Source organism: Sphingomonas sp., from assembly GCF_965227385.1.
Classification (GTDB): Bacteria; Pseudomonadota; Alphaproteobacteria; order Sphingomonadales; family Sphingomonadaceae; genus Sphingomonas.
This window is the reverse complement of sequence record NZ_OZ245750.1, coordinates 2,457,205-2,468,748: the sequence shown is the minus strand read 5'-3', so window position 1 is coordinate 2,468,748 and position 11,544 is coordinate 2,457,205. Positions and strand designations below refer to the sequence as shown.

Annotated in this window: 13 protein-coding genes; 11 read left to right on the top strand and 2 right to left on the bottom strand. The window is 63.3% G+C overall.

Annotation, left to right across the window (positions count from 1 at the left end):
* Positions 1–14 precede the first annotated feature (14 nt).
* Positions 15–806 (top strand): PDZ domain-containing protein, encoded by a 792-nt coding sequence (locus ACO05N_RS11960; RefSeq protein WP_422057311.1) that lies wholly within the window; start codon positions 15–17, stop codon positions 804–806.
* A gap of 9 nt (positions 807–815) precedes the next feature.
* On the opposite strand, the gene ACO05N_RS11955 is transcribed toward ACO05N_RS11960, so the two are convergent.
* Positions 816–1,025, bottom strand: a complete 210-nt coding sequence (locus ACO05N_RS11955; protein ID WP_422057310.1) for a hypothetical protein — start codon at positions 1,023–1,025, stop codon at positions 816–818.
* Positions 1,026–1,150: 125 nt separating this feature from the next.
* On the opposite strand from ACO05N_RS11955, the gene ACO05N_RS11950 reads away from it, so the two are divergent.
* The 3 genes from ACO05N_RS11950 to ACO05N_RS11940 are packed head-to-tail and all read left to right on the top strand — an operon-like array spanning position 1,151 to position 2,783.
* Positions 1,151–1,531, top strand: a complete 381-nt coding sequence (locus ACO05N_RS11950; protein WP_422057309.1) for a hypothetical protein — start codon at positions 1,151–1,153, stop codon at positions 1,529–1,531.
* Positions 1,528–2,283 carry a hypothetical protein gene (locus ACO05N_RS11945; RefSeq protein WP_422057308.1) on the top strand — a complete coding sequence of 252 codons (756 nt, stop codon included), beginning with the start codon at positions 1,528–1,530 and terminating at the stop codon, positions 2,281–2,283. The genes ACO05N_RS11950 and ACO05N_RS11945 overlap by 4 nt, the downstream gene beginning before the upstream one ends.
* The gene (locus ACO05N_RS11940) at positions 2,280–2,783 is read left to right on the top strand and encodes a hypothetical protein (protein WP_422057307.1); all 504 of its coding nucleotides are present in this window, start codon (positions 2,280–2,282) and stop codon (positions 2,781–2,783) included. Before ACO05N_RS11945 ends, ACO05N_RS11940 begins: the two co-directional genes overlap by 4 nt.
* A 261-nt stretch (positions 2,784–3,044) precedes the next feature.
* Here the strand turns inward: ACO05N_RS11940 and ACO05N_RS11935 are convergent, their stop codons facing one another.
* On the bottom strand, positions 3,045–3,440 hold the full coding sequence (locus ACO05N_RS11935; RefSeq protein ID WP_422057306.1) for a hypothetical protein: 396 nt from the start codon (positions 3,438–3,440) through the stop codon (positions 3,045–3,047).
* Between the two features lie 136 nt (positions 3,441–3,576).
* Between ACO05N_RS11935 and ACO05N_RS11930 the strand changes: the two genes are divergently transcribed.
* The 7 genes from ACO05N_RS11930 to ACO05N_RS11900 all read left to right on the top strand — a co-directional run bounded on the left by ACO05N_RS11930 (position 3,577) and on the right by ACO05N_RS11900 (position 11,543).
* Positions 3,577–4,179, top strand: coding sequence for a DUF2460 domain-containing protein (locus ACO05N_RS11930; protein ID WP_422057305.1), 603 nt, complete (start codon positions 3,577–3,579; stop codon positions 4,177–4,179).
* Between the two features lie 2 nt (positions 4,180–4,181).
* Positions 4,182–5,054 carry a DUF2163 domain-containing protein gene (locus ACO05N_RS11925; RefSeq protein ID WP_422057304.1) on the top strand — a complete coding sequence of 291 codons (873 nt, stop codon included), beginning with the start codon at positions 4,182–4,184 and terminating at the stop codon, positions 5,052–5,054.
* Positions 5,051–5,470: a hypothetical protein gene (locus ACO05N_RS11920; RefSeq protein WP_422057303.1), complete on the top strand. Its 420-nt coding sequence runs from the start codon at positions 5,051–5,053 to the stop codon at positions 5,468–5,470. Before ACO05N_RS11925 ends, ACO05N_RS11920 begins: the two co-directional genes overlap by 4 nt.
* A gap of 14 nt (positions 5,471–5,484) precedes the next feature.
* Positions 5,485–8,076 carry a phage tail protein gene (locus ACO05N_RS11915; RefSeq protein WP_422057302.1) on the top strand — a complete coding sequence of 864 codons (2,592 nt, stop codon included), beginning with the start codon at positions 5,485–5,487 and terminating at the stop codon, positions 8,074–8,076.
* A gap of 29 nt (positions 8,077–8,105) precedes the next feature.
* Entirely contained in the window at positions 8,106–10,760 is a 2,655-nt protein-coding gene (locus tag ACO05N_RS11910) for a hypothetical protein (protein ID WP_422057301.1), read from the top strand.
* A 44-nt stretch (positions 10,761–10,804) separates the two neighbouring features.
* A complete protein-coding gene (locus tag ACO05N_RS11905; RefSeq protein WP_422057300.1) occupies positions 10,805–11,098 on the top strand; it encodes a hypothetical protein in 294 nt (97 codons plus the stop codon).
* A gap of 88 nt (positions 11,099–11,186) precedes the next feature.
* Positions 11,187–11,543 (top strand): hypothetical protein, encoded by a 357-nt coding sequence (locus ACO05N_RS11900; RefSeq protein ID WP_422057299.1) that lies wholly within the window; start codon positions 11,187–11,189, stop codon positions 11,541–11,543.
* Position 11,544: the final 1 nt, after the last annotated feature.

Genomic DNA, 11,544 nt, shown 5'->3' with positions numbered 1-11,544 from the left:
CTGGCCAAAATACCATGGCGGCCTGCGAGGAGAGGATTATGGTCGTATTCGCTATCGCGCTTTCACTGGCACAGAGCCAACCGAAAGCCGAGGATCTCGGGGCCGCTCCAACGTGGGAGCAGGCCGTGACCATTGGTGAGAAGGCGCTGCGGAACCAATTAATCGACCCGCAGTCCGCCCAGATCGAGTGGCCCTACAATTTTACTGGGGGATCAATTAAGGCTCTGCTCGGGAAAAGGCGCTTCGGTTACTACACATGCGGATGGGTGAACGCTAAGAACAGGATGGGAGGATACACGGGCCGAGTACCCTTCCTCATCATGATAAGAGACGGCGTCGTCACGGAAGTCGCTGTCGGCTCTTTCGATGGAATTGACACGGCTACAGTCACCTGCGCGAGCATGATAAAGAAAGGGTTGCTCGAACCGGCTCCAGCCTCGGTGCCGACGTCCGCTAATGCAACGGCGAACGCACCGTCGCCTTGGACAGCACCGCCTAGCTACACGCCCCCCCCTGAAATGCTTCAGGCCGCGGCTCAAGAATCCGCGAGGAAAAGTCACAGCAATGGGGGTGTCGGCATCGCTTTCCAGCCGACACAGTTCGGGGCGATGGTTCTAGCCGTGGCCCCGGGGTCGCCAGCTGAGAAAGCTGGTCTGAAGCCTGGAGCAGTGATCGAAAGCATAAATGGCGTTTCGCTAGCGGGCCTTCAGTCCGCTGACATGATCCGGCTAATTCAGTCCGTTAAAAGCCGGGAGGTGCTTGTGGGCGTAGTGGGTGTCGGAGAAAAAAAACTCACTCGCGACTAACCTGCCTGCTCACCGCAACAGCCAGGCTTCGATCTCATCCAGGTCGGAACTGAACGCATATGGGGTGCCACCGAGAATTACGGTGTTGGTGTCCCCATCGATCAACATGTAGCCGCCGAAATCAGCCGCTCTCTCGTCTCTCGTGCGCGACTTCTGCAGGATCGCGCGCTGTCTTGCCGCCATCCGCCGAATCTTATTCTCTCGAACTTTATCACTCATGCTCAAACCCATGCTGGAAATGACGCTTGACGTGATGCCAGAAAGTATGCTGTAGATCAAGTGCGGTCGAAACGGAGGGTGGAGCCTCCATTCCGACCTAACCACCAACGCAACAGGAGTGCGTCATGGCTATGGCTGCGAATATCACGATCCGCCGGGGATTGCTCGGCATAACTGCAATGATCCCCCTGGCTGGGATCGAAGCGGCCCTCGCGGCACCGATGCCGGGTGCCGCGATTGAAGCGGCAATCCGCGCCGTGGATACCGAAGCGCTTCAGCTCAGGGCTGCTGACGCCCCGCAGGCGGCGTGGAACGCCTGGGAAGACCGGATGGACGCGGCCTATGCCGCTGTCGCGGCGCTGCCTAATACTGCGGCCAACGCAAGGCTGCGGGCGAAGGCGATCCTGTCGATCTGCGGCGGCGATCTCGACGACGTCAACGACGGTTCGGCAACGATCGACCGGCTGGTCCGCGACCTCATCGTTGCCCTCGCAGGTGACGCATGAGCGCGCGGCGGGCGGAAGCCACGGAGATTGTGGTCCCTCAGCTTCGGCGCGGGGTCACCAGGCTCAGGCTCATCGGCGAGACGCCGATGTTCATGAATCGCATGTCGGCGAAGGCGAAGCAGCAGCTCCTCATCGGAGGTCGCCGCAAGACCTCGGTGGAGCGGCTGGCGTTGAAGCATAACCCGCTGGCCGAATTCCGGGACAGCGCGGAGATGATCGAGCATGGCCCGACGGCGCTGGGGTTGCCAACGATCTGGCTCAAGGTCGCGATGTGTCACGCCGCGCTGGAGACGGCGGGGATCACGAAGGCGGCGGCGCAGCGGCTGCTGTTCATGCCGGGAGAGCGGGCAGCGGTGTACGGGACGCCGCAGCTTCGCATGAGCGTGGTGCGAAGCGCGGACATGAACCGCACCCCGGATATCAGGACGCGCGCTTATCTGCCGCGCTGGGCGGTCGAGATCGAGGTCCAGCACATCCTGCCCCAGCTTCCGGTGCAGAGCGTCGTCGCGCTGGCCTGCAATGCCGGGGTGCTGGTCGGCTTCGGGGATTACCGGCCGGAGAAGGGCAAAGGCACCTATGGCACTTTCCGGGTCATCACTCCGGAGATGGACGATCCCGAATGGGACGATCTGGTCGCCAACCATGGCCGAGCCGCCCAGGAAGCCGCGCTGGCCGAGCCAGAGCTTGCTGACGCCGATACCGCGGACCTGATGGCCCACTTCTTCACGGAGCGGGACCGGAGGGCGGCATGAGCAGGTTCACGCGGGAACAGCGCCAGAAGATCGTTCGCGAATTCGCGGAGCAGCACGACGGCTGGTTCGATGCAGGAGCATTCCTGTCCGAGGTCAGGCAGGTCGGCAAGGTCCATCCGGCTTATGAATGGTTCGAATGGAACGACGAGAAGGCAGCGCACGAACACCGGCTCGATCAGGCCCGGGACTTCGCGCGTGGGCTGATCGTTCGCTTCGAGGTCGAGACGATCGAGCGTGGCGACATAAAGGTTGTGACCAGGGATGTCCCCATGGTGATCTCACCGATGGAACGTCGCGGTGCCGGTGGTGGCTATCGCCTCACCGACCCAAACGATCCGCAGCACATGGGGGAACATTGCCGCCAGGCCGCACAGTCGATGCGGTGGTTCATCTCAAGGTACGAGGCCGCCGTGATCTGTGCCGGCGGTGATATGACCGTGTTGACGGAACTGCGCGACCAACTGGAGCGCGCGGGTGCTGTGGCAGACGTCGCAGCATAGCAAAGGCAGGAAAGGAAAGGATCGGATTGGATGGGATCGGACGGGAGCGGAGAGGCCGGAACGGATAGGAATGGATAGGAATGGAGTGGAGCGGAAAGCCCGGAAAGGACTGGATGGGAGCGGATTGGATTGGAAACGATCGGAACGGACCCTCTAACCAAGGCTGGAAGGTCTTCCCTACCAAGAACAAACGGAACGGCGGTCTCTAGCGAGGCCGCCGTTTTTGTGTCGAGGAGATTGAGATGCTTGAGGGCAAGGGACTTAATTTGGACGACCGGGAGCTGAAAGCGCTTGAAGTACCTGCGCCAGTTCGGATGCGCTGTGACCTAGTGTGGCATGGTCCATTTCGAAGGCTAGAGCGAACTGGCCGAACTGAAGCACGAGCGTTTTCGTATCGGGCGTCGATCCTGTTGTGAAGCCGAGGCGATCGGCCGGGATCGGGATCAGATCGTTTTGCGGGAGGCCACCGGTGATGCCGCCGCCGAGTTCGATCGCACAGCCGGCGAAGAACTGCATGATGCTGCCCAAATCGACAGCGGGACAGGCGAGTTCCATTGATCCTGCGGTTGTCTCGACGGTGAAGAACAGGGCGTCGAGCGCTTTGGACGGGTAGGCATCGCTGAATGACAAGATCTGAAACCGCGGTTTGTCCGCCATATCCGCCCTCCTCTGAGTCGCGGCATCGAAAATAGCGGTCGGCTCAAAGGAGTCGAGCCAAGCAGGATTTGCACAGGGGTAATTGATGACAGGTCCATTTCTCCCCACGCGATGGCTGATCTCAACGGCGGATGCTGTGGACGACCCCGATATCTTCCCGCTGCTGATCGGGCAGACCTTTCTGACTTCGAAGGCACCGCAGTGGCGCACATCGATCGCGACCGCGAGTTCCGGCCGGGAGCGGAGGCAGCAGCGCTGGTCCTACCCCCGCTGGACGTTCCAGCTCGGGTATGAGGTGCTGCGCCGCCAGCCCGGCGCCGACGATCTCGGAAAATTATGGTCGTTCTTCAACTCGCACGCCGGACCCGCCGGGGAGTTTGGCTATCTCGATCCGACCGATTGCTCCGTCGACAACCAGGTCTTCGGCCTGGGCGACGGCTCCACCGATACGTTCCAGCTGACCAGGACGATGGCGTTCGGTGGCATCCGCTTCACCGAGCCGGTCCGCCACGTCATCGGCGCTCCGGTGGTGACGGTCGATGGGGTCGAGGCCGCGGTGACGATCGGCGACGACGCCCATGTCGAGTTCGAGACGGCCCCGCCATCCGGTGCGGTCCTGCGGTGGACGGGGCGCTTCGCCTTCCGGGTGAGGTTTCTGAACGACCAGCTCGAAGCCGAGCAGATGATGCGCGCGCTGTGGTCGAGCGCCGGCGTCCAATTGATCTCGTTGAAGGAATAGTCGTGAAGGCATCCACGCCTGAGTTGCGCGCGCTGCTGGCGACGCGGAAGTTCGTGTCGGCCGACATCTGGACGCTGCGACTGAACGGGGGTGCGGTGGTCCGCTGGTCGGGCGCCGATATCCCGATCATGGCCAACGGCAACACCTTCGCCCTTGGTCCCGCCATCGATCGCGGGTCCATCGTCGAAAAGGTTGGGCTGGAGGTCGCGACCCTGCTGGTGAACCTCGATGCTGGGCCGGATGACAGGATCAATTCGATTCCGCTGATCGCCTTCATCGCCCGGCGCGGTCTCGATGGTGCTAGCGTCAAGCTGGAGCGGGCATTCGCCCCGGATTGGTCCGCGATGCGCCCCGAGAACGGCGGCGCGACCGGCACAGTGTTGCGCTTCGCCGGCAAGGTGACATCGGTCGGCGAGATCATGGGCACCCATGCGGAGATCACCGTCTCGGCATGGACGATCCTGCTCAACGTCAGCATGCCCGCCAACCTCTATCAGGTTCCCTGCCTCCACACCGTCTATGACGTCGGCTGCGGCCTCGATCCCGAAGACTTCAAGGAGACGGGCACCGTGACGGGGACGCCGACCGGGCTGGCCTTCACCTCGACGGTGAGCGGCGCGGCCGGGCTGTTCGCGCAGGGCCGTGTCGTCTTCACGTCCGGGGCCAACGCCGGGATCTCGCGCACGGTCAAGGACAACGACGGCTCAGGCGGATTCTCGTTGATCCAGTCGCTTCCTGCGGTTCCCGCCCCCGGCGATGCTTTCGCGGTCTATCAGGGCTGCGATCTCGCCAAAGGCACCTGCGAGACGAAATTCGCCAACCTCGGGCGCTTCAAGGCGACGCCCTACGTCCCCCTCCCGGAGACCGCGATATGACGCGCGACCAGGTGGTTGCCGAGGCATTGCGCTGGGAGGGGACGCCGTATCATCACCGCGCCCGCGTTCTTAGGGTCGGCGTCGATTGCGCCCAACTCCCCCTCGCCGTCTACCATGCCTGTGGGCTGATCCCTGATCTCGACCCGAAGTACACGACCGACTGGATGCTGCACCGGGACGAGGAGCGCTATCTCGGCGTTGTCCGCGACCACGCCCGCGAGATCGATCGAGGCCAAGTCGGCCCCGGCGACTTCGCGATCTGGAAGTACGGTCGGACCTACAGCCACGGTGCCATCCTGCTCGACCCGCCCACGGTGCTGCACGCGGTGCAGTTCGCGGGCGCGGTGATCCGCGGCGACATCGATCGAGACGAAGAGCTGCGCGCCCGCGCGGTCAAGTTTTTCACCCTTTTCTGAGGGAGCCGGCGGGCATGCTGGGTAAGAAGACCTCCACCACTGCGACGAAGCTCAACGCGATCAACGTCCAGTCCTCGACGCTCGGCCGCGCGCTGTCGCTGGGCTGGGGTCGCGGGCGCATGTCCTGCAATCTCGGTTGGTACGGCGGATTTCGAGCGATTCCCCAGACGACGAAGACCGGCGGCAAGGGCTTAGGCGGGTCCAAGAACACCACCTACACCTACAAGGCGTCGGTCATCATGATGCTGGGCGAGGGTCCGATCGCCGGCGTCCGCACCGTCTACAAGGACAAGTCGGTCTTCACCAACGGAGCGACCAGCGCACTGGCGCAGGCAGGGCTGAGCCTCGCGACGGGCGAGGTCGATCAGGCTCCGTGGGGGTATCTGGTCAGCCAGTTTCCGTCCGAGGCGCTCGCCTATTCCGGCATCGCCTATGTCTATGCGGCGAACTACGACCTGTCGGACTCGGCCACCCTGTCCAACCACAGCTTCGAAGTCGATTTCGCGATCCAGCTCGGCGGTGGCGTCTGCGATGCAGACCCGCGCGACATCGCGGTCGACTATCTGACCAGCCCGTCGCATGGCTTGCCGGGCTGGTCCGCTGGCCTGATCGGGGACCTCGACAATTGGTCCGATTATGCTCGCGCGACGGGACTGCTGCTGTCGCCAGTGGAAGAGTCCCAGCGCCGGGCAAGCGAGTTCCTTCTCGAGATCGCGCAGGCCTCGAACACGGAGCTGTTCTGGTCGGAGGGGTTGCTCAAGGCCACGCCGCTGGGTGACGCCCCGGCGACCGGCAATGGGGTCACCTGGACCCCCGACCTGACGCCCTGCTATCATCTCTCCGAGGATGACTTCCTTGCCGACGACGGCGAGCCTCCGGTCGTGCTGGAGATCGTCAACCAGACCGACGCCTACAACATCGTCCAGGTCGAGTTCCGCGATCGCGCGAACCAGTACAACGCGGCGATCGCCACCGCGCAGGATCTCGCGAACATCGTCGAGTTCGGCCGCCGCAAGCAGGATCCGACGAACTGGCAGTCGATTGCGGATGCTGCGGTCGCGCAGAAGGCAACGCAGCTGCTGCTCCAGCGCACCCTGTACACGCGCGAGCGCTTCAAGTTTCGCCTGCCCTGGGACTTCGTACTGCTCGAACCGACGAACATCGTCACCCTGACGACCGTCAGCGATGGCCTCCTGCTCGATCATTTGCCTGTCCGCATCGCTGAGATCGAGGAAGACGAGGACGGCCAGCTCGTGGTGCTCGCGAACGCCCTCCCGATGGGGGCCGCCTCCGCGCTGTCATCCACCGGGCAGAGCGGCGCTGGCTATCAGCCCAATGCGGACGTCGCGCCTGGGTCGGTATCGGACCCGGTCCTGTTCAACGCTCCGTCCTCCCTGACCAACGGTCGCCGCGAGATCTGGTGCGCGGCCAGCTCGACGTCGCCGAACTGGGGCGGCTGCGAGGTCTGGATCAGCGTCGATGGCACCACCTTCAGCAGGGTGGGCGTCATCGAAGCCCCGGCACGCTATGGCGAGCTGACCGCGGCCCTCGCGCTGTCCGCAGATCCCGACAACACCAACACGCTCTCGGTCGATTTGGCGGAAAGCCTGGGGACGATCGCCGGCGGCACAGCCGCCGAGATGAATGCCGGAGCGACGCTGAGCCTCGTCGGCAACGAGCTGATCTCATACCAGGACGCGACCCTGACCGGTCCGCACCAGTACGACTTGAGCCCGCTCCGCCGCGGCCTCTACGGAACGGTGCCGGCATCGCACAGCAGCGGTGCGCGCTTTGTCCGTCTCGACGATGCGATCTTCAAGCTCGACTATGGCGCGCTCAGCGTCGGGGCGACGGTGCAGGTCAAGCTGCCCAGCTTCAACATCTTCGGACGCGCGCTCGAATCGCTGGCAGATGTACCGGAGTTCACCGTGGAGCTGGAACCGGCGACGGCGCGACCGGACAAGGCGGGCAATGTGCGGCTGGCACAACCCTGGACTGGCACGACGCTCAATGTGGTCTGCGATGCCGCCGAGCGGGCCACCGCGTACAAATTCCGCTTCTTCCTGCCCGATGAGACCACGCTGGTGCGCGAGATCAACAGTTCGTCGCCGACAGCCACCTACACGGCATCGCTGGCGGCACAGGATGGTGTCCAGCGCGCCTATGCGATCGAATGCGTCGCCACCAACTCGGCCGGGGATGCGGCACCGTCGGAGTGGCTGCACGTCACCAACGCCGCGCCCGCTGCGGTGACCGCGCCCGCGATCGCAGGCGGTGCCACCACGGCGGTTGGGAGCTGCGATGTCTCTGTCGATGCGGATGTGGCCGGGTATGTCGTCTTCTATTCCGACACCACCGGCTTCGATCCTTCGACCTCCGGAGGCGTGGTCTCAGCGGGCATCCCATCGGTCCAGATCTTCGGCCTCCCCGCGGGCACCTACTACGGCCGGATCGCGGCCTATGATGGCTGGACCTCCAATCCGGCCCACCTGAACCTTTCGTCTGAAATCACCTTCACCATCACCACTGGCGGCGGCTCGACCCCTTCGGGCGGTGGGTCCAGCGGTGGCGGCTACCAGGCCCAGCGCCTGCGCGAGTTCGAATAGCCCTTTCGTCCTTCTCCCTCGGAGGTTCCATGCAGTTCGTTCAGTTCTACGCCGCCCGGGCCGACACCGGGGCGGTCCTTCCCTATGCGCGCGCGACGGTGCTCCTCACTGGCACGGCGACACCTGCTGCGCTGTTTGATGCCGCGGGGGCCGCGATCGACAACCCGCTCACCGCGGATAGCGTCGGCGCGCTCGGCTTCGCCGCGAACGACGGTCTCTACGATGTCGAGATCGTCTCCGCCAACGGCGACTATTCGGCACCGCGGATCGAAAAGCTTCAGGTGGTCGATCTGGCCGGGATTGTCGGCACCATCACGTCCGGGCGCCGCGGCGCGCCGACCTATGCCGCGGCGGCCGCGATGTCGTTCGCCAACGGCGAGCTGGTCGAGGTGCCAACTACCGACACCGGAAACCACCTCGATCCCATTTCGGGCCTTACGGTGCCGAATACCGGCGTGTTCCGCTACAAAACCGGCACTCCGAGCGGGCTGGAGCGCATCTATGCGGTTGATCTCGGCGTGCGGGATGCGGCTTTGAAGGCGCAAGACTGGGCAGAGGGCGCCGGCGAACCTGAAGGGCCTGGGTCAAAATCCGCGAAGGTATGGGCGGAAAATTCCGCTGCGTGGGCAGAGGGCACAGAACCCGGTGGCCCCGGCTCCAAGAGCGCAAAGGCTTGGGCAGAGGAAGCTGAAGCGATCGCATCCGGGGTCCTCGCACCTGTAGGGATCATGGGTTCACGCACTCTGACGGCCGGTGATACGCGGAGACAACTGCTGCTCAACGTTGTTGCACCAGGGCCCGCACCCCAAGCTGTATCAAAGCTCAAATTGCCTTCGAGCAGTGTCGAAACGTTCGCCGCCGGTACGCAGTTCAGTATCAACAAAATTGGCGGGGCACCTGTCATTCCGACGCCGGATGACGTGGGAGACGCAATTATCGAGCCGCAGGGGTATGGCTTTGCGACCGACCACGCGCCTGGCTCAATCCTGAACATCGGAACCGACCGCTGGCAGCTTATGGGGACACTCAGCCCGCTGACGCCGCTTGATCCGGGGACCAATCAGCTACACTACGATATCTACGACTTCGACACGTTGTTTCAGGACACGGCAGGCACGATTCCTGTCACGACGGTCGGGCAAACGGTTTGTCGCGTCGCCAACAAAGGAACTTTGGGGGCCGCCGCCGACTTCGTCGCCCCATCCAACGCCCGAGGCTATACGCTGGAAATCTCTAATGGGGGTTTGAAGCTCAAGCGGTCGAGTGCAACGTCGTGCCTGCTGACCGCGACGGACCTTGATCTCAACCTCGCGACCCTGAACATTTTCTTCGATTTGCAGGTGTTCACGCATCTGAACCAAGGCGGTGTCTTGACCTTTCAGGCGACGGCAACCAGCGACGTTAACCAGAACGACGGCGGCTATATCTGCCTGAATTCGGAAGGGGCGGTCGCTTGCCGATTCGGCACGCCTCCAACGGTGCCCAGCGTCACCGGTTCGATCTCCAAGCTCCCGCACGTTTTCGAGTATCACAAGCCGGGCAACTCCGCGACGGCGACGCTTTTCTGCGATAACTCTGATCCTTCTCAGGTCGCTCCGCACGCCGCAGTGACTGTGCTGGGGCCGATGGGGCGAAAGCTGATCTGGGGTGCTCGCCAGGCAAATAACGCCGAAAACTTGGGCACATTTGCCGATGTTGGTTTCTCGCGCATCGTTGGCGGCGACGTCATACTGACGACCGACCAGCGCAATGCTAGACGGGTTTGGACTGAGGCCGGAGCATATGGCACCCTTCCCAACTATCCGCCAATCACGACCGCTGCCCAGGTCGCTGCGGCCCGCGCCGAGCTGCTATACGATCTAACCGGCGGTGCCGGGCTTCCGACTGCGCTCGGCACATTGGCAACCGATTCGACGATCATGTCCATCCCAACGCTCTCTTCGCTCACCGGCGTCGCCAGCGTGTCGAAGATGACGATCCCCGGTTACGATCTCCGACCGCGTGTATTCATTCCAACGGCGACGTGGAACGGGAAGATCCTCTTTAGCTGGGAAGGGCACGACGCGCCGATCGGATCGAACGGCATTGGTTCGCAAGTCATTCAGCGGTGCATGAACGTCGGGACGATCGTCGTCTGTTTCCCGCTCCCCGGTTTCACGGGCGGAAACGACTACACGAGCGGCGATCCGGCCGAGCATGAGACCGACCGCGACAACTTCATGGAATGGGTCGGGCCGAACAGCATCGCGGCCAATACGATGCTGAACCTCTACCCCAGCGCCAGTCTCCGTATCACCGGGATCAGCGGTGGCGGCTGGACGTCGACCCTCTGCGCGGCTGCGGACGTTCGTTTCGTTAGGTCTGCACAGGCGGTCGGATCACTCCCCGATATGTATTTCCTCAACCGCGACTTCGAGCAGCGGCGGGGCCAGATCAGGGCCGATTACATGACGCTCTACATTCTAGCGTCGACGCCCGGCCGCGTTCACTATCTGCTGGGGCACCGCGGGGACACAGTTGGTTTCGGCGACGTCGTACTGAATACGCGCCCGGACTTCACCGCGGTCCTCACCGCGCAAATCACCAGCGTGGGAGGGACTTTTTCCCATGTGCGAGACGACGTGATTCCGCACGCCTACAGCACCGCCGACGGCGTGCTTTTGCAATCCCAACTGATGACCTGAGGCAGTCAACTGATAACGCGATCGGATTAAAATGGAGAACGACGATGGAAGTGACCGATCTCAAGCGCGATCAGAGCGGCGACGAGCAGTTTCGCGCGGTGTACGAAGGCTTCATCCCGCGCGATGACGACGACCCGCTCACCCCGAATTACGAGGATGTGAAGTTCGCCACGGGGATTGTCACACACGAAGGCGGGGCACTGTTCGTCCAGGTCGCGGAGAGCTTGGTTGAAAAAACGGGGGGCGATCCCGTCATGGCGATGCTGTCTGAGGCCTACATGGTGCTGAACAATGACGGCAACCGCCAGCCGCGCGCGTTCACTCGCGCCCAGGAGTGACGCCCATGCTCCACGCAGATGACGCCTTGATCACCGACCAGCCTGCAACGGAACCGCTGATGTTCGGGACGTCCGATCGGGTCGGGCAATGAGCGGTCCTTCCGCATGGGATGTCAGCGGCATCGTTGGCGGTGCCGTTGCTGTCCTCGGGGCGATCGGCGGTGCCTTCGCCTTCATCATCAATCGTGCCGACCGGAAGGAAAAGGAATTGAACGCTCGGCTTGAGAACCGTGTGGCCGAGCTGGAAGCCAAGGACGATAAGAGAGAGCGGGAGGTGATCGCCCTCCGCCTCGCATTCGAGATCGTTGCCGGGGTGGTGCGCCGCACCGATCCCGCTAACCCCGAACTGGCTCGGGCCGAACGCATCCTAGAAGCGGCATTCCCGCCCGACCTCAGCACCCCCGGTGATATGCTCGCCATGCTGACCAAGCTCAGCGGCACCTAAG